Below are 20869 nucleotides of genomic sequence, written 5' to 3'. Positions count from 1 at the left end.
CAATGAAACACCTCTGTGAGTTTCGCACACGCTTTCCGACGCTGTCAATGTTGCCGAATCGTGTGTTGACACGACCGAGTCGCGTACTGCACACTCCTACCACGAGCGTTATCACGAACTGTTGTTCCGTTCAAGAGAACGCTAGAACCGCGACGAAGGAGTCGATGTGCGCGTCGAACACAGGGCAGGCAGCCGTGCTGCGTAGCGCCCTCCGCAAGATCGGGTACGCCGCGCTCGTCGTGCTGGTCGTCACCTTCGGGGTGAGCCTCATGCTGAGCCTGGCTCCCGGGTCGGTCGCCGAGACCATTCTGGGCGAGAACGCGACCCCCGAGAACGTGGCGCTGTTGAACAAGGAACTCGGCTACGACCGGCCCTTCATCGTGCAGTACCTCGACTGGCTGTCGCACGCCGTGCGCGGCGACCTCGGTGTCTCGCCGATCACGCACCTCCCGGTGACCGAGGCCATCCTGCAGCGCCTCCCCGTAACCCTCGAGCTCGCCGTGCTCGCTCTCGTGCTGTCGCTCGTCATCGCCGTGCCGCTCGCCATCGTCTCCGCGGCCCGCGCCGGCAGCGCGCTCGATCGTGGCATCAGCGCCGCGACCTCGGTGTTCCTCTCGGTGCCGGCATTCGTGGCCGGGCCGGTGCTCATCTACTTCTTCGCGGTGCAGCTGAGGGTGTTCCCGGCCCTCGGCTGGGTGCCGATCGAAGACGGGCTCGGCGCGAACCTCGCCGCCGCGTTCCTGCCGGCGCTCGCCGCGGCCCTGGTCGAGATCGCGGCTTTCCATCGCGTGCTGCGGGCCGACCTCATCGGCACCCTGCGGGAGGACTTCGTGGCTGCCGCCCGAGCCAAGGGCCTGTCGCCCTCGTACGTCATGTTCCGGCATGCCTTCCGGCCGTCGTCGTTCTCGCTGCTGACCATCTCGGCGCTGAGTCTCGCCCGACTGATCGGCGGCACCATCATCGTCGAGACCCTGTTCGTGCTCCCGGGCATCGGCCAGCTGATCGCCAACGCCGTGCTGCAACGCGACGTCGTCACGGTGCAGGGAGTGGTGGCGTTCATCGCGGTCACCTTTGTGGTGGTCAACATGATCGTCGACGTGAGCTACGGCCTGATCGATCCCCGCCTTCGTCGTGCACCGGCAGCCCGCAAGATCGCGCGAGGCAGGTCTCGCACCGTGAAGCCCGTGCAGAAGAAGGAGCTGACCGCATGACCGCCTCGACAGCCCTCCGCACCCGCAAGGCCGGCGACCTGCCGGCGCCCGGCATCCAGATTCCCGCCGTCGCCGCCATCCGCAAGCCGCGCTCGGTGCTGGTGTGGTTCTCCTACTTCTGGATCGTGCTGATCGTGGCCCTGGCCGTGCTCGCGCCGGTACTGCCGATCGCAGGCTACGACGCGGTCGCGGGCCCCCCTCGGCAGCCGCCCCAGTTCGGGCCCATCGATCTGCTGCTCGGCACCGACCGGGTCGGCCGCTCCCTGCTCTCGCGGGTGATCTACGGAGCGCAGGTGTCCCTGGTGGTCGGAACCGCCGCCGCCCTCGGCGGAGTGGTGCTGGGCCTCGTGCTCGGACTCATCGCCGGCTACTTCCGCAAGGGCGCCGATACCGTCATCGTCTTCGTGGCCGACGTCATCCTGTCGTTCCCCGCCCTCGTGCTGCTGCTCGCCATCTCGGCGATCTTCGCCCCGAGCCTGTGGACGATCCTGGTCGGCCTCGCCATCACCAGCACGCCCTCCTTCATCCGTCTCTCCCGGGCGAACACCATGGCCTGGGCCGGCCGCGACTTCGTGAAGGCCGCGCGCAACATGGGGGCGAGCGACACCCGCGTGCTCCTGCGTGAGATCCTGCCGAACGTCGTGCCGGCGATCGCCGCCTACCTGCCCCTCGTCATCGCCGCCCTCATCGTGGCCGAGGGATCGCTGAGCTTCCTGGGCCTCGGCATCCCCCCGCCCACGCCGAGCTGGGGCGGCATGATCGCCGCCGGAGCCGCCGACCTGCGCACGGCGCCCTACATGGTGTTCGTGCCGGCCGCCGTGCTGTTCCTCACCGTCTTCGCCTTGAACCAGGCGGGAGAGCACCTCCGTCTCCGGTTCGACCGCACGCTGCAGGACTGACCCCGGCAGCATCACCCCCTCACCCATCCCGCACCACACCACACAGAGAAAGCAGTGCCCCGTGATTTCAAAGAAGAGATCTGCGCTCATCGCCCTGATGGCCGCAGGAACGCTCGCCCTCGCGGCGTGCTCCTCCAGCAGCGCGCCCAGCGAGCCCACCACCTCGGGAGACCCGGTCTCCGGCGGAACGCTCCGAGTTCTCGAACTCGCACCACCCATCGGCTTCGACCCCGCGCAGGTGTTCAGCTCGAACTCGATGCCCGTGACCTACACCGCCCTCTACGGGCAGTTCATGGTGGCCGACGAGACGACGGGCGAGTACGTCTGCGGACTGTGCGAGTCGTTCACGAGCAGCGACGGCGGAGCAACCTACGACGTGGTGATGCCCGAGGGCCTCACGTTCACCGACGGCACCCCGCTCGACGCCGAGGCCATCAAGTACAACTGGGACCGGCTGAAAGACCCGGCCCTCGGTTCCGCGAGCGCGGGCTACGCCAGCCAGATCGATCACATCGACGTCGTCGACGATCTGACGGCGAAGCTCACCCTCAAGTCGCCCAACCCCGGCTTCGTCGGCAACATGCCGGTCTACGCACTGCAGTGGATCGCCTCGCCGACCGCGCTGGCCAAAGGCACCGAGGAGTTCAACAAGAACCCCGTCGGAGCCGGCCCGTTCGTGCTCGACAGCTGGACGCCCAACGGCACGCTCAAGCTCACCAAGAATCCCGATTACTACGACGCACCGAAGCCCTACCTCGACGCGCTCGAGATCCAGGGCGTGCCCGACAACGCGCAGCGGCTCAACGCACTGCTGTCGGGCCAGGCCGACCTCATCATGAACAGCGAGGCCTCGGTCTTCGAGGAAGGCAAGTCGGCCGGGTTCGTCGAGACCCGATACACCTTCAACGGCGGCGTCGGCTTCATGTTCAACACCTCTGCGGCCCCCTTCGACGACCCGCGGGCCCGTCAGGCCATCGCCTACGCCCTCGATCTCGACGCGCTCTCCGACGCGGCGACGGCCGGATACCCGTCGGCGCCGAAGACCCTGTTCTCGAAGGACTCGCCCTACTACGAGGACATCCCGCTGCAGACCTACGACCCCGACAAGGCTCAGGAACTCTTCGACGAGCTCGCCGACGAGGGCAAGCCGCTGGAGTTCAGCTACGCGCTGTTCCCCGGCAACGGGCAGTCGGTGTTCGACGCCCTGCAGGCCCAGCTGTCGAGCTACGACAACGTCACCGTCACCGCCGACCAGCGCGACTCCTCCGAGCAGGGCGTCATCGGCACCACCGGCGACTACCAGGTGCTCTCGTCGTCGCTGGCGTTCAGCGATCCCTCGGCGCGGCTCTGGGGCGCGCTGTTCAGCACCGCCGGCGCCACGAACTACTCCCGGTTCAACGACCCGGTCACCGACGCCGCCTTGACCGCGGCCGGTGCGGCCACCGATGTCGATGCGAAGAAGGAGCAGTACAGCATCGTGCAGCAGCAGGTCGCCGAGCTCGACCCCTACATCCTGTTCCAGGGCTTCTACAACGGGGCGCTCTCGACCGAAAAGGTGAAGGGCATCGAGATCGACGGCTGGACCACCCCGCCCGCCGCCGAGCTGTGGCTTCAGCCGTGATCCGATGAGCGAAGGACTGCTGCTGGAGGTCGAGAACCTCCACGCGTACATCGGTTCCCCCCGCGGAGTGGTGAAGGCCGTCGACGGCGTGTCCTTCACCCTCGGCCGGGGGGAGGCCCTCGGCATCGTGGGCGAGTCGGGGTCGGGCAAGTCGGTGATGGCCCGTGCTGTCATGGGGCTCATGCCGCCCCGTTCGGGCCGCACGGGCACGCTCCGCTTCGACGGCCGCGACCTGCTCGGCCTCGGGCGCAAACAGCTCGAGCAGATCTGGGGCACCCAGATCGCCATGGTGTTCCAAGACCCGGGCCGGTCGCTCAGCCCGGTGGTGCGGGTCGAGCGCCAGCTGACCGAGGGCATGCGGCGCCACCTCGGCGTCTCGAAGTCCGAGGCGTCGTCCCGGGCGTTGCGGTTGCTCAACGAGGTGGGTGTGCCCGATCCGGAGCGCCGGTTGCGCGCCTACCCGCACGAACTCTCGGGCGGCATGCGCCAGAGGGTGATGATCGCCGTGGCACTGGCCTGCGAACCCGAGCTGCTGATCGCCGACGAGCCCACCACCGCTCTCGACGTCACCATCCAGCGGCAGGTGCTCGACCTGTTGCGGCGCATCCAGCGAGAACGCCGGATGTCGCTGATGCTCATCTCTCACGACCTCCACGTCGTAGCCGGCCAGACCGACCGGGTCGCCGTGATGTATGCCGGGCGCATGGCCGAGACGGGCGCGAGCCGCACCGTGTTCGACCACCCGCGCCACCGCTACTCGAACGCTCTACTCGCGGCGACGCCGTCGATCGAGCACGTGCGGCACGCCTCGCTCAACGTCATCCCGGGAGCGCTCCCGTCGCCGACCGACCCTCCCGAGGGCTGCCGGTTCGCGGCACGGTGCACGGCGGCCACCGTGGAATGCACCACGACGCAGCCCCCGATGGCCCCGATCGGCATCGACCACGAGGTCGCCTGCTTCCATCCTGTGCACGAGAAGGAAGGTGAGCTCGTTGGCCGGTAGCGGAAGCGCGCATCTCCGCGGCGACGCCGCGATCCTGTCCGTCGAAGACCTCGAAGTGGAGTACCACACCGCGGCCGGCGCCTTCAAGGCGGTGGCGGGGGTGAGCTTCGACCTGCTGCCCGGTGAGACGCTCGGCATCGTGGGCGAGTCGGGCTGCGGCAAGTCGACCACCGGTCGTGCGGTGCTGAGGCTCGATCCCATCGCCGGCGGCACGGTGCGCTACCGCGACGACTCGATCGACACCGCGTCGCCGAGACGCCTGCGCGAGCTGCGGCGCGACATGCAGATGATCTTCCAAGACCCGGTGTCGTCGCTCAACCCTCGGCGTTCGGTGAAAGACGTCGTCACCGAGGGTCTGGCCATCGACGGCCGCTCCAAGAAGGAACGCGACGAGCGGGCCCCCGCCGTGCTCGAGCAGGTGGGCCTGCCGAGCGAGCGCTTCGCCGGCATGCTTCCCCGCCAGCTCTCGGGCGGTCAGGCCCAACGCGTCGCCATCGGCCGCGCGCTGGCCCTCCAGCCGGGGCTGCTCATCTGCGACGAGCCCGTCTCGGCCCTCGACGTGTCGGTGCAGGCGCAGATCCTCAACCTGCTCGAGGACCTCAAGAAGAAATACGAGCTCACCATCGTCTTCATCGCCCACGACCTCGGCGTCGTGCGCAGCTTCAGCGACAACGTGCTCGTGATGTATCTCGGCAAGACGTGCGAGTTCGGCGACGCCGTCGAGGTCTACGACCGGCCGGCGCATCCGTACACGCGGGGGCTGCTCGACTCGGTGCCGCGACCGGATGCGGAGGGCGGCTTCGAAGGCCCGGCGCTGACCGGTGACCTCCCGTCGCCGCTCAATCCGCCCTCCGGATGCCGCTTCCGGGCTCGTTGCCCGATCGCACAAGACCGCTGCGCCACCGAAGAGCCGGTGATGCGCGAGATCCGGCCCGGCCAGTATGCCGCGTGCCACTTCCCCCTCGACTGACCGACCACCTCGACCGACCGACTCCCTCCACCGACCGACTACTCTGAACCATCACGCAAGGAGCACCCATGCCCGACGTCGCCCTCGACCCTGTTCTGCCGTTCCTCCGCGAGATCGGAGCCGAGCACGACGCCGCACGTCACCGCGACGGCGTGCAGTGCCGCGGATCCGTGGCTCTCATCGACGCGGCGGCGCGCCTTCGCGGCGCCGCCGCCGTGAGACTCGGCCGGGCCGTGTCGCTCGAGCGCGAGATCGAGACCCGGCCTGACCGGCTGGCGCTGCTCACCGAAGCCGCCGAGCGTGAGAAACGCCAGTGGCAGGAACTCGCCGTGATCGAGCTGCCCGACGGCCACGGCAGCGTCGAACTCGACGTGCGGGTCGGGGTGCACGGGCGTTCCGCCCACGGCGGCGACGTCATCACCTACGACGCCCACGGCATCCACAACACCCACATGGACGGCCTCGCGCACCTCGGGGCCGACGCCAGCTGGCACGGGCCCATTCCCGTGGCGGCCTCGGCGACCGACGAGGACACCATCGTGAACTGGGCCCAGCACGGCATCGCCACCCGCGGCGTGCTGCTCGACATCCCGTCGGTGCGCGGCGTCGACTGGGTCACCACCGAAGAACCCGTCACCGCCGACGACCTGGATGCCGCCCTGGCGGCCACCGGCGTCACCCTCGAACCGGGCGACGGCCTGATCATCTATCAGGGTCGTGATCGTTTCGAGGCGGCCGGCAACACCTACACGCCCGGAGCGGTACTGCAGCCGCGCCCGGGAATCGGGCAGTCGGGCGCGAGCTGGATCGCCGCTAACGACCCGGGGCTGGTGGCGTGGGACTTCCACGACGCCCGCAGCAACCCGCAGGCTGCCCTGGAGGTGCACGGGCTCATCTACGCCATCGGCCTGTGCCTCATCGACAACTGCCTTCTCGGCCCCGCCGCGGCCGCGCTCAAAGAGGCGGGCACGTCCGTCGGTCAGCTGATCGCCGCACCGGCCGCCATCCACCGCTCGACGGGCGTCATCATCAATCCGCTGCTGCTGTATTGAGGTTCGGGGAGCCTGCGCCCTCCGGCTCCTGCGTGGCAGGCTGCCTGAGGGCCCAGGCTCCCGGGCCCTCAGGCGCCCAAGTGGGCCATGAACTTCGATGTCCAGTCCTGCAGACTGGCCGGCGCGTAGTAGCCCTCCGGGTCGTTGATCTCGGCCCAGTTCTCCACCACGTCCTCGATCATGGGCGCGTTCTCGCCGTCGGCGAGCCACCCGGGGGTGACACCGAGGAACCAGCGCGCGAACCGTCGGGCTCCCGCCACCAGGATCTCGCCGTTCACCGCGCACGACTCGTGGGCGAGGTAGGCCACCATGGGTGACACGAGTGTGGTGTCGAGGGCCTGCAGACGGTCGGAATTCACCTGTGACGCCGTGACGATGTTGGGCTTCTTCGCCGACTCGCTGGGCCTCGTGACGGCGTTGGGCGCCACGCAGTTGACGAGGATGCCCTTCGGAGCGGCCGCGACCGCGAGGCTCCGGGTGAAGCCGATCAGGGCTCCCTTCGCCGTAGCGTAGGCGAGATTGTCGGGCAGGCCGAGCATGCCGGTCGACGTGGTGGTGATCACCCGGCCGTAACCCTGCTCCTCCATGTGCGGCCAGGCGGCGCGGGTGGTGTGCCAGGTTCCGCGCAGGTGCACGTCGAGCGTGCGCTCGAGGTTCTCGGAGTCGGCCTCGGGGAACGTCGCCCAGCGCGAGATGCCGGCGTTGTTCACCACGATGTCGATGCGGCCGAACTCGCGCACGGCCGTCGCCACGAGGGCGTGGCACTCCTCCTCGACGCCGACGTTGCCGGTGTCGACGACCGCGGTGCCGCCCGCAGCGCGGATCTCCTGCACGACGTCGTTCGCAGGGCCGCTGTCGCTGCCCTCCCCCTCTTTGGAACCGCCGAGGTCGTTCACCACGACCTTCGCGCCGCGCGACGCCAGCAGCAGGGCGTGGGCTCGGCCGAGGCCGCGGCCGGCTCCGGTGACTATGGCGACCCGGCCGTCGAAGCGGAGCTCTGGTCTGGCGTTCATCATTCTCCTTTGAAAGCGATCGTGGCCAGATTTCATCACATCTACTCAGTTTCTGCAATGCATCCGCTGGCTGCTTCCATTGTAGCTGCGTCCCTCCGTTGTCTTTTTTCAGCACATATGCTTAGCTATGGCGCGAGGCCGAAGCAGGCCCGCTACGGATGAGGAGCACGCCGGATGTCCGCTGAGTCGCACAACGATGTCGACGTCGAAGTACTCGTGATCGGGGCCGGGGTGGTGGGCATCTACGCCCTCTACCGGGCGATCGACGCGGGCTTCACCGCCCAGGCGCTGGAGGCCGGCGACGGCGTCGGCGGGGTCTGGTACTGGAACCGCTACCCGGCAGCCCGGTTCGACTCCGAGAGCTACACCTACGGTTACATCTTCTCGAAGGAGCTGTTCGACGAATGGCGCTGGAAGGAGGAGTTCGCGACCCAGCCCGAGATCGAGAGCTACCTGAACTTCGTGGTCGACCGGTTCGGCCTGCGTTCGAGCATCCGTACCGGCCAGCGGGTGGTCTCAGCGGCGTTCGACGACGACGCCGGCCACTGGGTCGTGACGACCGGAACAGGAGACGTCGTGCGGGCCCGATGGGTGATCTCGGCAACCGGCGGTCTCTCGGTTCCCCACTACCCCGAGATCGACGGACTCGAGACCTTCGAGGGTGAGGGCCACCACACGGGTGCCTGGCCGCACACCCCCATCGACTTCACCGGCAAGCGCGTCGCCATCATCGGCAACGGCCCGAGCGGCGCCCAGCTGTTGCCGGCCATCGTCGACGTGGTCGAGCAGGTCGACCTCTACCAGCGCACCCCCACCTGGACCACCCCGCTCAACAACGCGCCCCTCTCCGACGAGCGGTTCACCTGGCTGCAGCAGAACTTCGACGAGGTCGTGCGCATTCTGAGCACCTCGCCGTCGGGCTTCCTGCACACACCCGCCGGCAAGTTCTCGACCGACGACACCCCCGAGGAACGGCGCGAGTTCTACGAGAAGATCTGGACCAGTCCCGGGTTCGCCAAGCTCACCGCGAACTACTACGACATGACCACCAATCGCGAGGTGAACCTGGAGTTCTGCGAGTTCCTCGCCGAGAAGATCCGCGGCATCGTCGACGACCCGGTGACCGCCGAGCGGCTCATCCCGAAAGACCACCTGTTCGGCGCCAAGCGGCCGCCGTTCGTGAGCGGCTACTTCGAGTCGTTCAACAAGCCGAACGCCTCGCTCATCGCGCTGCGGGAGACCCCAATCCTGCGCATCGACGCGACCGGCATCGAGACCACCGAGGGGCATCGCGACTACGACATCATCGCCTACGCCACGGGCTTCGACTTCGGCACGGGCGCACTCACCCGCATGGGAGTCACGGGCCGTGAGGGCCTCGACCTCAGCACCGACTGGGAAGACGGGCCCACCGATTTCGGCGGCTTCAGCGCGCACCTGCTGCCCAACTTCTTCTTCCCCGGCGGGCCCCACGGCGCCGGCGGCGGCAACTACCCGCGCTACTCGCAAGACCAGATCGACTGGATCTTCGACACCCTCGACTACGCCCGCTCCAACGGCTACGACCGCTTCGAGCCGACGGCAGCGCAGCAGGAGGCCTGGATGACGATGATCGAGACCCTGGCCCCGCGCTCCATCTTCTCGGCCGAGCACAGTCACTACTACGGGGCGAACGTCGAGGGCAAGGTGCGCAAGTTCCTGCTCAATCCCGGCGGTCGCGCGAAGCTGCACGAGATGCTCGACGAGGTGTCGTCGACCGCCGACTACGGCGGAGCGTTCACGCCGGCCCGCGAGATCGTCGCGGCCGGTTTCACCACCGAATCGACCTCAGGAGACGCACGATGACCACTGCAGACCAGCCCGCGCGCGAAGTGCTGATCGGACTCGTCAACCCCGTGGAGGGCAAAGACGAGGAGTTCCGCACCTGGTACTGGCAGACGCACATCCCCGAGGTGCTGACGGTTCCCGGGTTCGTCGGCGCCCAGTGCTACCGGCTCGACGGCGAACCCGGCCAGGGAGCGCCCTACCGCTACGCCACGGTCTACGAGGTGGAGGGGTCGGCGGCCGAGGCGCGCGGCCGCCTCTACACCGCCGGACTCGGGTTCAGCGACCTGCTCGATCTGAACGACATGATCATGGCCCCGTTCGGCGCCCCGCTCTCCGTGAGCCCGTAGACGAAGAATCTCTCGACATCCGTCCCGGATTCGGACCATCTGCTCAGGGTTCGGTGAACCTATCGTTGGTGTGGACGCCCGAAAGGACCGAGGATGTCGACCACACCTGCTTCTCCGGCCAGCAGTCATCCCCTCGCCTCCGCCTGGGCGCCGATGGCGATCACGGCGTTCCGGGTGCTGTGGTTCGCGCAGCTCGGCAGCAACATCGGCACCTGGATGCAGACGGTCGGCGCCCAATGGTTCCTGGTCGAAGCGGCCGCGAGCGCGACCGTCATCGCTCTGGTGCAGACCGCGAGCCTCGCTCCCGCCATCCTTTTCTCGCTGCCGGCGGGCGTGCTCGCCGACTCGCTCGATCGCCGCAAGCTGCTCATCTGGGGTTCCGCAGTCAGCGCGGTGATCGCGGCCGCGCTGACGGTGATCGCCGCGGTCGACGGACTCACTCCCTGGACTCTGCTCGTCTTCACCTTCCTGCTCGGCGTCACCTCGACCCTCACGTCTCCGGCCTGGCAGGCCATCCAGCCGGAGCTCGTGCCCCGCGAGTTGATCGGGGCATCATCGGCGCTGGGCGGAGTGACGGTCAACGGGGCGCGGGCCATCGGGCCGGCCTTGGCCGGCGTGCTTCTCTCGTTGGCCGGGCCGTCGGTCGTCTTCGGCATCAACGCGCTCAGCTTCGTCGCAGCCGTCGTGGCACTGCTCTGGTGGAAACGGCCCGCGCAACCGGGACTGGACGACCGCGAGCCGTTCGGCGCGGCGCTCCGAGCGGGCGTGAGGTATGTGGCATCCGCGGGGCTGGTGCGCCGCATCCTGCTGAGGTCGACCCTGTTCGCTCTGCCGGCGAGCGCTCTCTGGGCCCTTCTGCCGGTCACCGCGCAGAGGCTCGCGCTCGATTCGACCGGGTACGGATTGCTGCTGGGTGCCCTGGGTCTCGGAGCGATCATCGGAGTCTTCGTATTGCCGCTCGCCCGCAAGCGGTTCCCCGACAACATGGTCATCGCCGCGAGCGCAGTGCTCTACGCGGCCGGAACCGCCGGCGCGGCGATTCTGCCGTTCGTGCCCGCGATCGCCCTGTTGGTGCTCGCGGGCCTGGCGTGGATCGGCACGCTGACCGTGCTCAACGCCGCTCTGCAGCTGACGTTGCCGCAGTGGGTGCGCTCCCGCGGCGCGGCGACCTACATCCTCGTGTTCATGGGCACGATGGCGATCGGTTCCTTCGCCTGGGGAATCGTGGCCCAGTCGGTCGGAACGCCCACGGCCCTCGCCGCCGCGGCTGCACTGCTCGTGCTCGTGGCCATCAGCGTGCGGGTTCTGCCGTTGCTGCCCGGCACCGGTTCCGTCGATCGCACGATCTCGCTCACCTGGGCGACTCCGATGCTCGTGTTCGAGCCGGCTCCGACCGATGGTCCGGTGCTCGTGCAGCTGACCTACGTGGTGCATCCGGCAGCGGTCGCGGAGTTCCTCTCGTCGATGCGACTGGTCGAGGGCTCACGCCGCCGCACGGGTGGCTACCGATGGCAACTGCTGCGCAACGGTGAGAACGAAGACACCTTCCTCGAGAGCTTCATGGTGCCGTCGTGGGGCGAATTCCAGCGTCAGCAGACGCAACGGCTGACCGGGCGCGACCGCGAGATGCGCGCCGATGCGCTGCGTCACGCCGAGGGACCCCCCGTCGAAGAGCACTACTTCCCGGCATCCGCACAGCCGCGCTCTGACGCCTGATCGGCTACGTGGTGGCGGGCTTCGTCGCCTTGCCGTCGAGCCAGAGCTCGGTCGACTCGTCGCGGTGCACGCCGTCGGTGCCGACGTGCTTCTCGCTGATCGTGCCGCCGTTCTTGATGACGTGCACGATCGCCATGGCGTGGCCGCGCCCGAGGCCGTAATCGGCCGCGAGCCACTCGACGATCGGCCCCGCCTTCACCGGCGTCGCGTCGAGACCGCGCTCGGCGGCGATCGCGACGAGCTCGCGCGGGGTGAGGCCGGTCTTCTCCTCGATGGTGTCGAGATAGGCCTGGAACGACATGGCGACTCCTTCGCTCGGGGTTAATATGCTCCCATGCCCGCGCGCCCGAGTCGATCGACGGGCGGGGCGGGTCGATGACCGCCTGGATCGGCACCTCGGGCTGGAGCTACGACCACTGGCAACCCGAGCTCTACCCGCCGGGGCTGCCGAGCGCGAGCCGGCTCGGCGCCTACACCGCACGCTTCGACACCGTCGAGCTCAACGCCTCGTTCTACCGCTGGCCGCGCGACAGCACGTTCGCGAGCTGGCACCGACGACTGCCCGACGGGTTCCGGATGTCGGTGAAAGCACCCCGAGGGCTCACTCACGCCAAACGGCTCTACGCTCCCGAGGTCTGGATCGACCGCATGACCGGCGCGCTGCACGAACTCGGCAGCAGTCGCGGGATGCTGCTCGTGCAGCTGCCACCCGCGATGGAACGTGACGACGCCCGCCTCGGCTACTTCTTGAGCCGCCTGCCCGGGTGGATGCGCGTGGCCGTCGAGCTGCGGCATCCGAGTTGGCACGATCCGGCGGTCTTCGACCTGCTCGAGCGGCACGGTGCGGCCTACTGCGTGATGAGCGGCGCCGCGCTGCCCTGCATCTTGCGCGCCACCGCCCACGAGGTGTTCGTGCGCCTGCACGGGCCCGATCACGGCTCGCTCTACGCCGGGTCGTACTCCGACGACGACCTGCGCTGGTGGGCCGACCGCATCCGCGAGTGGGAGCAGGCGGGCCATGAGGTCTACGCCTATTTCAACAACGACGGCGGCGCGAACGCCGTGCGCAACGCGTCGACGCTTCGCGCACTGCTCTCGACCTGACCGGCCACCTCATCGCCGGGCGGCCGCCCGCGCCCGCGCCGTCACGTCCGCACGCTCGAGTGCTCGCTGAGCCTCCTCGAGCGCCGGGAAGGTGCCGAGATCGCGACCGATCGACGTCGTGACCTGAAACCCCTCCGACCAGCGTTCGACGACGATGCCGGCAGGGCGCCCGTCGTCGCGGGTGGCGATCCACAGCCCGGCCTGGGCGCACCGCCAGCTGACCGCCTTCGTGGTGTTGTCGTGTTCTCGGAGCATCGTTCTCCGGCCTTCTCTCCTGCATCGGCCCGCCTCATTGCGTGACCTCGATCTCAGCAAATCCCGACCGGCCGAGGGCGTGCTGGGCTTGACTTCACAGCTTCGGCGGGATCCGGCACCGGCACGGCACCGGCATCGGCGCCTGCGCAATTGTGCATGCAGCGCAAGTCTGCGCTTGCGCAAACTTGCATAACGTGCAACAATGCATCTATGCAAGAAACGTACGGTACCGGCGGACTCCGCGAGCGCAAGCGCGCGCAGACCGCCGACGCCATCCACCTGGCCGCCGCGGGGCTCGTGCTCGAACGCGGCCTCGAGGCCACCACCATCGACGCCATCAGCGAGCGGGCGGATGTCTCGAACCGCACCTTCTTCAACTACTTCCCCTCGAAAGAAGACGCCGTGCTCGGCATCGACGAGCAGGCCGTGGCGGCCGAGCTCGACCGGGTGCGCGACAGCACCGGCGACCCGGTGCGCGCCACCTTCGACCTCATCTACGCGGTGTTCGAAGCCAGCGGCGGCCGGCACAAGAACGCCGCTCTCACCCGCGAGGTGCTGCAGAAGCATCCCTCGTTGATGACCCGGCAGATGGTGCGCGTGGCCGAACTCGAAGACCGGCTGAGCGCCATCGTCGCCGGCTGGCTCGGCGACGACCCCCGCTTCGCGGGCGACACCGAGTCGCAGCGGCTCGACGAAGCCCGCGTCATCCTCGGCATCTGCCTCGCCACCGTGCGGGTCAGCATGAAGAAGTGGGCGAGTCAGACCGACGGCGACCCCGGTGGCGCGGCATCCGCCCCCACCGACCCCCGCACAACGTACGAGCGCGCGATCACGACGCTCAGAACCGTATTGGAGAAACTCAGATGACGACCACCGTCGCCCCACCGCGAGAGACGCACACCGAGGCCAATCCCTCGACGCGCAGCGTTCTGCTCGTGTTCGCCGGTCTGATGGTGGCGATGCTGCTCGCATCGCTCGACCAGACCATCTTCAGCACCGCGCTGCCCACCATCGTGGGGCAGCTCGACGGCGTGGAGCACATGCTGTGGGTCACCACGGCCTACATCCTCGCCTCGACCATCGTCATGCCGGTCTACGGCAAGCTCGGCGACCTCATCGGCCGCAAGTGGCTCTTCATCGGCGCGATCTCGATCTTCCTGGTCGGCAGCGTCGTGGGCGGCCTGGCCGACTCGATGGGCACGCTCATCGCGGGCCGCGCCATCCAGGGTCTCGGCGGCGGCGGACTGATGATCCTGGCCCTCGCCATCATCGCCGACGTGGTGCCCGCCCGTCAGCGCGGCAAGTACTCCGGCATCATGGGCGCGGTGTTCGCCGTGTCGAGCGTCGCCGGTCCGTTGCTCGGCGGGTTCTTCACCGACGGCCCCGGCTGGCGCTGGGCGTTCTGGATGAACATCCCGCTCGGCATCCTGGCCATCGCCTCGGCCGTCTTCTTCCTCAAGCTGCCGAAGAAGGCGTTCGCCAAGCCCCGCATCGACTACCCGGGCATGATCGTGCTCGCCCTCGCCGCGACCAGCCTCGTGCTGTTCACCACCTGGGGCGGCAACACCTACGACTGGAACTCCCCCGTCATCATCGGCCTCATCGTCGCGACGGTCGCGTTCGCGGGCATGTTCGTCTTCATCGAGAGCCGCGCCGCCGAGCCGGTCATCCCGCTGAAGCTGTTCAAGAACCGCAACTTCAACCTCACCACCGGCGCCGGTCTCATCACCGGTGTGGCCATGTTCGGCGCACTCGCCTACATGCCCACCTACCTGCAGATGGTCACCGGGGTCGGAGCGACGGATGCCGGCCTGCTGATGATCCCCATGATGGGCGCCCTTCTCGTCGCCTCGGTGGGCTCCGGCCAGATCGTGTCGCGCACCGGGCGCTACAAGCTCATCCCGATCGTCGGCATGTTCGTCACCGCGCTCGGCCTGTTCCTGCTCTCGACCCTCACGGCCACCACAGCCCTCTGGATCGTCTGCGTGTTCCTGGCCGTCATGGGCCTCGGCCTCGGCCTGTCGATGCAGATCCTCGTGCTCGTCGTGCAGAACTCGTTCCCCCGGGCGATCGTCGGAACAGCCACGTCGTCGAACAACTTCTTCCGCCAGATCGGCTCCTCGCTCGGAGCCGCGATCGTCGGCAGCCTGTTCGTGTCGCGACTGACCGACATCCTGGCGTCGAACCTGCCCGCCGGTGGCACCGGAGACGCGGGCACCAACTCGCTCACCCCGGCCATCGTGAACGCGTTGCCCGACGCCGCTCGCACGATCATCGTCAACGCCTACAACGACGCCTTGACCCCGATCTTCCTGCTCATGGTGCCGCTCGTGCTGGTGGCCGCCGTGCTGCTGATGTTCGTGGTCGAGAAGCCGCTGGCGACGCAGATCGAGCGCACCGACGGCGAGCGCACCGACGGCGAGCCGTCTTTCAACGCCGAGGTGCTCGACGAGTCGCTCTCGGTCGGCGCCAACCCCACGGTGGAACCCGTGCTCTCGCAGCGAACGGGCTCGATCAGCCTGGTCGACGCCGACACCGCGGATGCCGCCACCGATGCCCCCCGGCGCCAGCCGGTGCGCTGACCGCACGCCCACAGAAGGGCCCGTTCTCCTCCCGGAGACCGGGCCCTTCTCGGCGTCGGGGCGGTGTGCGAGGGTTGCACCATGAAGAACGCCTCCACCGCCTATCTGCTGACCTGTGCCGTGCTGGGCGTCGCCGGGGGCCTGCTGCTCGCCCCGGCCAACTGGCTCTCCACGGTGCTGTTCGCCACCGTGCCCTTCGCGAGCGTCGCCCTGGCAGGGCTGTGGCTACTGCCCGCGGTGATCGCGTTGCGGCTGCTGCAGCGCCCGGGCGCCGGGCTCCTGGTGGGACTCATCTCGGGGCTCGTGCTCGTGCCGTTCTCGGGCTACGGCTTCTCGACCGTGCTCACCAACGTCTTCTGGGTGTTCTTCGCCGAGTTGGGCTTCCTCGTCGTCTTCTACCGCTATTGGACCCTCTGGCAGCACTATGCCGGTGCCGTGGTCGCGGGTGTGGCCTATCCCCTTCTCGCCTGGCAGGCCTACGACCTGGGTGCGTTCGCGCCCGGCCCGCGCGTGGCGTTCATCGCGCTCACCCTGGTGAGCTGTCTCGCCGGCACGGCGATCGGTGTGGGCGTGGCGGCGGCCCTCCGTCGCGCCGGCGTCGGTCGATCGGCCCGCCGGCCGTCGCCGACCGCCACACCCCTCCGCGCCCGCCCGTAGACAGGCGGAGTCGGGAATAAGTCCCTGCGGTGTTTAGTTGTTGCTACAAGTAATAGCCAATGACATCACCAGGAGGAACACCATGACGAACGTCACCATCTTCGGCACCGGCAACATGGGCAGCGCGATCGCGAGCATCGCCGCAGCCGGCGGCGCATCGGTCGAGCACCTCGGCAAGGAGCCGGGGGGCACCGTGACCGGCGACATCGTCGTGCTGGCCGTGCCCTACCCCTCGGTCGCCGACATCCTCGCGACCTACGGCGACCAGCTCGCCGGCAAGGTCGTGGTCGACATCACGAACCCGCTCGATTTCTCGACCTTCGACTCGCTGGTCGTGCCGGCCGACGGCTCGGCCGCCGCAGAGATCCAGAAGGCCCTGCCGACCGCCTCGGTGCTGAAGGCGTTCAACACGAACTTCGCCGCGACCCTGTCCACCAAGAAGATCGGCGACCTGGCGACCACGGTGCTGATCGCGGGCGACGACCAGGCCGCGAAAGACCAGCTCGCAGGCGTGCTGACCGCGGGAGGCCTGCTCACCATCGACGCCGGCTCGCTCAAGCGGGCGCGCGAGCTCGAGGCGATCGGCTTCCTTCAGCTCACCCTCGCCGCGGGCGAGCAGATCAGCTGGACCGGTGGCTTCGGCGTGGTGCGCTGACCCGCCCCCCCCCCCCCCCCCCCGCACGACGAAGGCCCCGGTCGATCGACCGGGGCCTTCGGGGTGTTCAGCGGGGCATCACGCCTCGCTCATCACAGCCTTCTCGGCCTGACCGCGCGCGGCGAGCGCAGCGGCACGGGCGGCGAGGCGACGGGTCTGCTCCGCCTGGCCGGCGTCGAGCACGTCCTGCTCCACCTCGAAGTTCTCGACGTGGCCCACGCCGTTGTACTTCTCGATGTAGGCGTCGAGCTCGGGGCCCGAGGTCCACGAGGTGATGAGGCAGTAGCGCGGGTCGGTGCCGTAGTGGGCGGCGGCGTGCCAGAGGCGCTGGGTGTCGACGATCAGCTGGGCGCCGGCGGGAAGGGCGATGCGCACCTCGCCGTCGGGGTCGGTGCGGTTGTCGCGCAGCACGAAGTAGCTCGTGGTGTCGTCGGTCAGGTTGAAGAACCCGCGCACGACCCAGCCGGTTCCGTCGGGGTTCAGGCGGTTGTTGTCGTCCTGGTGCAGGTTGTAGAGGGCGTCGGCGTAGGTGTTCGGCTGCAGCTCGATCACGCGGCACCGGCCGATGTTGGCACCCGGCTCCTGCGCGCGGCGCGTGAGGTTGGGGGCCTTCTCGACCTGCGACTCGATGAACACGCCGTCTTTGTCGGTGCGCGGCGGCTTGTGGTTCCAGAAACCGTTGCACTCGATCTCGCCGAAGGCGCTCGCGAGAGGCGCGAACCGGGTGTCGCCCGACGACTTCCAGTCGTTGTACTCGATGTCGAGCCATTCCTTGGGGTCGAGCTCCTGGTTGTAGCGGTCGAGTACGACGTAGCCGGTCTCTTCGAGCGCGGCAGATTTGATGTAACCCATGATGAAGATCATGCCCTTTCGTCTTGGACCAGCACGTTTTAACAGGTCCAGGTTAGGTCAGCCTAACATCCTGCCTCTGAGAGCTTCCTCCGGCAGGCCGACGCGACACGAACATCCCGTAAACTCGTCGCCTATGGTCACAGCTCTGGTCACTGCCACGAACGTCGACGCCACCGCGGTCAACACCATCGCGTGGCTCTCGGCCCCCGAGACCACCATCGTCGTTCCGGTCTACCAGCGCCAGTACCGGTGGGACATCGGCGGCTGCGAGCAGTTGCTCGGCGACATCCGGGCCGTCTCCGACCTGCACGACCGCCACACGCACTTCATCGGCTCGATCCTCTCGACGGCCGCCGACGACGAGACGGATGACTCCGAGCTCGTGCTCATCGACGGCCAGCAGCGCATCACCACCCTGATGCTGCTGGTCGCGGCGCTGCACCACACCGTGTCGGCCGACCCCGACGGCGATCCCGCTCTCGCCGCCGAGCTCGAGCGGGTGCTTGTGCGCCGTCAGCTGCCGGGATCGACGGATGCCACGCGCACCAAGCTGCGCCCGCACCGCGCCTGGGCCCAGGTGTTCGAGAGCGTCGTGCTCGACCGCCGCTCGCCCGACGACGTCTCGCGCGAGTCGCGCTTCGACGACAACTACGCCTTCTTCCGCAGCCAGGTGCGCCCCGACGAGGTGCCCCGCATCTGGCGCGGCCTGCAGAAGCTCGAGCACGTCGCCATCACCCTCGGCGCCGACGCCAACGCCCAGCAGATCTTCGAGAGCCTCAACTCCACCGGCGAGCCGCTGCGCGACCACGAACTCATCCACAACTACGTGCTGATGGGGCTGTCGCACACCGAGCAGAGCGAGGTCGAAGACGACTACTGGCTGCCGATCGAGCAGAACACCGGCGAGCAGATCGCGAGCTTCTGGCGGCACTACCTGGTCATGAAGACCGGCCGCGAGGTCGCCGTCGCCGGCGAGCGCGGCGTCTACGACGCCTTCCGCCAGCAGTTCCCGCGCCTCGACCTCGACACCCTGCGCACGCACGCCGCCGAGTGGCGCGCCTACTCCGAGGCCTACCGCGTGCTGCTCATGCCCGCCGACGCCCCCGACGCCGACGTCGCCCGGCAGCTCACCTACCTCAACACCTTCGGCCGCGGCATGTATCCGCTCGTCATGCGCGCCTATCACGACCACTCCGAGGGCACGGTCTCGCGCGACGAGCTCATCGCCGTGCTCGAGCACGTGCAGTCGCTGCTGCTGCGCCGCACCGTTTCGGGGCTCGGCAACGAGCGCCTGGTGGCCCGCCTCTGCCGCGCCCGCGACGACGGCCCCGAGAGCCTCGTGCTCGCGATCGCCCGCATCACCCCCTCTGACGAGCGGGTGCGGGTGGCGCTGAAGTACAGCGAGCTGCCCCACCCCGCCTACGTGCTCGGCCGCATCGCCGGGGTCGACGGCATCGACGAACTCGACCTCGAGCACATCTTTCCGGTGGCCCCGGCCGACTCGTGGACGGGCGACGGCGTGCGCGAGTGGGCCGACTACTCCGACGACGAGCAGAACAGCCACCGCGCCCTCGCTCAGACCCTCGGCAATCTCGCCCTGCTCGAGCAGCCCCTGTTCGAGCGCGCCCTCGACAAGTCGTTCCCCGAGAAGCGCGCCCTCTACGCCCAGAGCGCCGTGCCGACGACGGCGGATGTCGCCGCCACCCCGTCCTGGACCACCGCCGCCATCGCCGACCGCACCGTGCGCCTCACCGACGTCTTCCTGCGTGTCTGGGCCCGCCCCAGAACCGTCGGCATCGACGACGACGGCCTCACTCCCGTGCTCGACGCCGTCAAGCGCCGCGGCTGGCCGCGCGGCTGGGAGCGCGAGTTCGAATACGTCGAATACCGCGGCGAGCACTGGGAGGTCTACGACGTCAAATACCTGTTCAACCGCATCTTCAGGCGGCTGTGGGCCGACTCCCGCGAGGCGGTGGTGGCGTTCAGCGCGCGCCGCGGCGGCCCGATCTATGAGGCCCAGGCGTGGAACGGGCACTGGGATCAGCTCGACGAGGCCAACTACCTCTACATGGGCTGGGACTCGAAGTACATGCTCACCGCCGTGCAGGGCGTGCTCGAAGAGGCCGGCATCGCGGCCGAGGTGTTCGTGAAGTACTCCTACTTCGGCGCGGTGATGTAGCTCCTCCCAAAGGGAGGGCCTGCGGCATCCGCTGGTCAGACAACGACGAGCTGCGTGCGCAGGAAGGCCACCACCCGTTCGCGCGCGACGAGGGCCGGATGGCCCGGCACCTCGCGCACCTCGCTCGTGAGCACCGAGTGCGCGCGCTCCGAGAACCCGCCGGCGTTGCCCGGCGAGGAGTCGAGTTCGATCACCTCGAACGCCCCACCGAGTGCGCGCTCGATGGTCTCGAACCGGGCGCGCGGCGAGTTCGCGTCGGCCGAGAACCGCAGACCGAGGGCGCAGAAGTCGCTCGTCTGCGAGCGGCGGGCCACCTCGCCGAGTTCGGCCTGCGACATTCCGGGGTCTCGCCGCCGCGCGGCTCCCACCGGAAACGGCGCGGCCGGCTGGCTCACGACCGAGGCCGCCACCGCGTCGTCGACCGCGGCCGCGAGCGCGAAGCCGCCGGTGAAGCACATGCCGATCACGCCCACGCCGGCGCCGGGCGTCCGGGCGTTGAGGTCGGCGGCGAGCGCGCGCAGGAATGCGGTGATCGGCCGCTCGGCGTTCACGGCGAACGCCCGGAACTCGGCGCTGACGCAGATGCGCGCGACCGAGCGGAGCGTGTAGCCGACGGATGCCTCCTGCCCCGGTGTGCCGAACGGCGACGGCACCACGACCGTGAAGCCCTCGTCGACGAGGTGTTCGGCGAGCCCCAGCACCTGCGGGGTGATGCCGGGCAGCTCCGGAATGAGCACCACCCCGGGCCCCGATCCCTTCTCGAAGCAGTCGTGCGTGCGGCCGGCGGCCGAGAACGGCGACCGCACCCAGCCGTCGAGGGTGGCCCGGGGTGCGTCGCGCGTCATGTGCCCACTCTGCAACAGGCGCACAGCGACGACGCGGCGCCGCGCAGGGCGGGGCCCCATCCGCGGATGATACGGTGCCCA

The 20869-nt window shown here is 68.8% G+C and carries 20 protein-coding genes; 15 read left to right on the top strand and 5 right to left on the bottom strand.

Annotation, left to right across the window (positions count from 1 at the left end):
- Positions 1-164 precede the first annotated feature (164 nt).
- The 6 genes from N1032_RS20195 (at position 165) to N1032_RS20170 (ending at position 6756) form a co-directional block, all read left to right on the top strand.
- Positions 165-1211: an ABC transporter permease gene (locus N1032_RS20195; protein ID WP_259541767.1), complete on the top strand. Its 1047-nt coding sequence runs from the start codon at positions 165-167 to the stop codon at positions 1209-1211.
- The gene (locus tag N1032_RS20190; RefSeq protein WP_259541764.1) at positions 1208-2110 is read left to right on the top strand and encodes an ABC transporter permease; all 903 of its coding nucleotides are present in this window, start codon (positions 1208-1210) and stop codon (positions 2108-2110) included. Before N1032_RS20195 ends, N1032_RS20190 begins: the two co-directional genes overlap by 4 nt.
- 61 nt (positions 2111-2171) lie before the next feature.
- Entirely contained in the window at positions 2172-3731 is a 1560-nt protein-coding gene (locus N1032_RS20185; RefSeq protein WP_259541763.1) for an ABC transporter substrate-binding protein, read from the top strand.
- A gap of 4 nt (positions 3732-3735) precedes the next feature.
- Complete coding sequence (locus N1032_RS20180; RefSeq protein ID WP_259541762.1) at positions 3736-4734, top strand: ABC transporter ATP-binding protein; 999 nt, start codon at positions 3736-3738, stop codon at positions 4732-4734.
- The gene (locus N1032_RS20175; protein ID WP_259541761.1) at positions 4724-5704 is read left to right on the top strand and encodes an ABC transporter ATP-binding protein; all 981 of its coding nucleotides are present in this window, start codon (positions 4724-4726) and stop codon (positions 5702-5704) included. Before N1032_RS20180 ends, N1032_RS20175 begins: the two co-directional genes overlap by 11 nt.
- Before the next feature lie 68 nt (positions 5705-5772).
- Positions 5773-6756, top strand: coding sequence for a cyclase family protein (locus tag N1032_RS20170; RefSeq protein ID WP_259541758.1), 984 nt, complete (start codon positions 5773-5775; stop codon positions 6754-6756).
- 68 nt (positions 6757-6824) lie between these two features.
- Here N1032_RS20170 and N1032_RS20165 read toward each other — a convergent pair whose 3' ends face one another.
- On the bottom strand, positions 6825-7769 hold the full coding sequence (locus tag N1032_RS20165; RefSeq protein ID WP_259541757.1) for an SDR family NAD(P)-dependent oxidoreductase: 945 nt from the start codon (positions 7767-7769) through the stop codon (positions 6825-6827).
- Between the two features lie 174 nt (positions 7770-7943).
- Here N1032_RS20165 and N1032_RS20160 point away from each other — a divergent pair, with 174 nt between their 5' ends.
- From N1032_RS20160 to N1032_RS20150, 3 genes are all read left to right on the top strand, one after another.
- The gene (locus N1032_RS20160; protein ID WP_259541755.1) at positions 7944-9614 is read left to right on the top strand and encodes a flavin-containing monooxygenase; all 1671 of its coding nucleotides are present in this window, start codon (positions 7944-7946) and stop codon (positions 9612-9614) included.
- The gene (locus N1032_RS20155; RefSeq protein WP_259541752.1) at positions 9611-9943 is read left to right on the top strand and encodes a DUF4286 family protein; all 333 of its coding nucleotides are present in this window, start codon (positions 9611-9613) and stop codon (positions 9941-9943) included. The genes N1032_RS20160 and N1032_RS20155 overlap by 4 nt, the downstream gene beginning before the upstream one ends.
- Positions 9944-10036: 93 nt before the next feature.
- Complete coding sequence (locus tag N1032_RS20150) at positions 10037-11659, top strand: MFS transporter (RefSeq protein WP_259541750.1); 1623 nt, start codon at positions 10037-10039, stop codon at positions 11657-11659.
- A gap of 4 nt (positions 11660-11663) precedes the next feature.
- Here N1032_RS20150 and N1032_RS20145 read toward each other — a convergent pair whose 3' ends face one another.
- Positions 11664-11960 carry a DUF4287 domain-containing protein gene (locus tag N1032_RS20145; protein ID WP_259541748.1) on the bottom strand — a complete coding sequence of 99 codons (297 nt, stop codon included), beginning with the start codon at positions 11958-11960 and terminating at the stop codon, positions 11664-11666.
- 74 nt (positions 11961-12034) lie between these two features.
- On the opposite strand from N1032_RS20145, the gene N1032_RS20140 reads away from it, so the two are divergent.
- Entirely contained in the window at positions 12035-12763 is a 729-nt protein-coding gene (locus N1032_RS20140) for a DUF72 domain-containing protein (protein WP_259541745.1), read from the top strand.
- Between the two features lie 9 nt (positions 12764-12772).
- On the opposite strand, the gene N1032_RS20135 is transcribed toward N1032_RS20140, so the two are convergent.
- Positions 12773-13018, bottom strand: a complete 246-nt coding sequence (locus N1032_RS20135; RefSeq protein ID WP_259541742.1) for a hypothetical protein — start codon at positions 13016-13018, stop codon at positions 12773-12775.
- 210 nt (positions 13019-13228) lie between these two features.
- Here N1032_RS20135 and N1032_RS20130 point away from each other — a divergent pair, with 210 nt between their 5' ends.
- From N1032_RS20130 to N1032_RS20115, 4 genes are all read left to right on the top strand, one after another.
- A complete protein-coding gene (locus N1032_RS20130) occupies positions 13229-13885 on the top strand; it encodes a TetR/AcrR family transcriptional regulator (protein WP_259541740.1) in 657 nt (218 codons plus the stop codon).
- Entirely contained in the window at positions 13882-15600 is a 1719-nt protein-coding gene (locus N1032_RS20125; protein WP_259541739.1) for an MDR family MFS transporter, read from the top strand. The genes N1032_RS20130 and N1032_RS20125 overlap by 4 nt, the downstream gene beginning before the upstream one ends.
- 81 nt (positions 15601-15681) lie before the next feature.
- On the top strand, positions 15682-16257 hold the full coding sequence (locus N1032_RS20120; RefSeq protein WP_259541738.1) for an ECF transporter S component: 576 nt from the start codon (positions 15682-15684) through the stop codon (positions 16255-16257).
- An 82-nt stretch (positions 16258-16339) separates the two neighbouring features.
- Positions 16340-16912, top strand: coding sequence for an NADPH-dependent F420 reductase (locus tag N1032_RS20115; RefSeq protein ID WP_259541731.1), 573 nt, complete (start codon positions 16340-16342; stop codon positions 16910-16912).
- A gap of 78 nt (positions 16913-16990) precedes the next feature.
- On the opposite strand, the gene N1032_RS20110 is transcribed toward N1032_RS20115, so the two are convergent.
- Positions 16991-17764, bottom strand: a complete 774-nt coding sequence (locus N1032_RS20110; protein WP_259541698.1) for a hypothetical protein — start codon at positions 17762-17764, stop codon at positions 16991-16993.
- A gap of 133 nt (positions 17765-17897) precedes the next feature.
- Between N1032_RS20110 and N1032_RS20105 the strand changes: the two genes are divergently transcribed.
- On the top strand, positions 17898-19943 hold the full coding sequence (locus N1032_RS20105; RefSeq protein WP_259541696.1) for a DUF262 domain-containing protein: 2046 nt from the start codon (positions 17898-17900) through the stop codon (positions 19941-19943).
- 35 nt (positions 19944-19978) lie between these two features.
- Here N1032_RS20105 and N1032_RS20100 read toward each other — a convergent pair whose 3' ends face one another.
- Positions 19979-20788 (bottom strand): dienelactone hydrolase family protein, encoded by an 810-nt coding sequence (locus tag N1032_RS20100; protein WP_259541695.1) that lies wholly within the window; start codon positions 20786-20788, stop codon positions 19979-19981.
- Between the last annotated feature and the right edge of the window lie 81 nt (positions 20789-20869).

It is taken from the genome of Herbiconiux daphne, assembly GCF_024979295.1.
Lineage (GTDB): Bacteria > Actinomycetota > Actinomycetes > Actinomycetales > Microbacteriaceae > Herbiconiux > Herbiconiux daphnes.
Note: the sequence above shows the minus strand (reverse complement) of the source record. Positions and strands in the feature narration are given on the sequence as shown.

What these genes read in the sequence shown, in the direction of transcription:
- N1032_RS20120 (WP_259541738.1), top strand. Translation starts at nt 15,682, where the DNA reads ATGAAGAACGCCTCCACCGCCTATCTGCTGACCTGTGCCGTGCTGGGC.
- N1032_RS20195 (WP_259541767.1), top strand. Translation starts at nt 165, where the DNA reads ATGTGCGCGTCGAACACAGGGCAGGCAGCCGTGCTGCGTAGCGCCCTC.
- N1032_RS20180 (WP_259541762.1), top strand. Translation starts at nt 3,736, where the DNA reads ATGAGCGAAGGACTGCTGCTGGAGGTCGAGAACCTCCACGCGTACATC.
- N1032_RS20165 (WP_259541757.1), bottom strand. Translation starts at nt 7,769, where the DNA reads ATGAACGCCAGACCAGAGCTCCGCTTCGACGGCCGGGTCGCCATAGTC.
- N1032_RS20155 (WP_259541752.1), top strand. Translation starts at nt 9,611, where the DNA reads ATGACCACTGCAGACCAGCCCGCGCGCGAAGTGCTGATCGGACTCGTC.
- N1032_RS20135 (WP_259541742.1), bottom strand. Translation starts at nt 13,018, where the DNA reads ATGCTCCGAGAACACGACAACACCACGAAGGCGGTCAGCTGGCGGTGC.
- N1032_RS20140 (WP_259541745.1), top strand. Translation starts at nt 12,035, where the DNA reads ATGACCGCCTGGATCGGCACCTCGGGCTGGAGCTACGACCACTGGCAA.
- N1032_RS20170 (WP_259541758.1), top strand. Translation starts at nt 5,773, where the DNA reads ATGCCCGACGTCGCCCTCGACCCTGTTCTGCCGTTCCTCCGCGAGATC.
- N1032_RS20130 (WP_259541740.1), top strand. Translation starts at nt 13,229, where the DNA reads ATGCAAGAAACGTACGGTACCGGCGGACTCCGCGAGCGCAAGCGCGCG.
- N1032_RS20100 (WP_259541695.1), bottom strand. Translation starts at nt 20,788, where the DNA reads ATGACGCGCGACGCACCCCGGGCCACCCTCGACGGCTGGGTGCGGTCG.
- N1032_RS20160 (WP_259541755.1), top strand. Translation starts at nt 7,944, where the DNA reads ATGTCCGCTGAGTCGCACAACGATGTCGACGTCGAAGTACTCGTGATC.
- N1032_RS20115 (WP_259541731.1), top strand. Translation starts at nt 16,340, where the DNA reads ATGACGAACGTCACCATCTTCGGCACCGGCAACATGGGCAGCGCGATC.
- N1032_RS20145 (WP_259541748.1), bottom strand. Translation starts at nt 11,960, where the DNA reads ATGTCGTTCCAGGCCTATCTCGACACCATCGAGGAGAAGACCGGCCTC.
- N1032_RS20125 (WP_259541739.1), top strand. Translation starts at nt 13,882, where the DNA reads ATGACGACCACCGTCGCCCCACCGCGAGAGACGCACACCGAGGCCAAT.
- N1032_RS20190 (WP_259541764.1), top strand. Translation starts at nt 1,208, where the DNA reads ATGACCGCCTCGACAGCCCTCCGCACCCGCAAGGCCGGCGACCTGCCG.
- N1032_RS20110 (WP_259541698.1), bottom strand. Translation starts at nt 17,764, where the DNA reads ATGGGTTACATCAAATCTGCCGCGCTCGAAGAGACCGGCTACGTCGTA.
- N1032_RS20150 (WP_259541750.1), top strand. Translation starts at nt 10,037, where the DNA reads ATGTCGACCACACCTGCTTCTCCGGCCAGCAGTCATCCCCTCGCCTCC.
- N1032_RS20105 (WP_259541696.1), top strand. Translation starts at nt 17,898, where the DNA reads ATGGTCACAGCTCTGGTCACTGCCACGAACGTCGACGCCACCGCGGTC.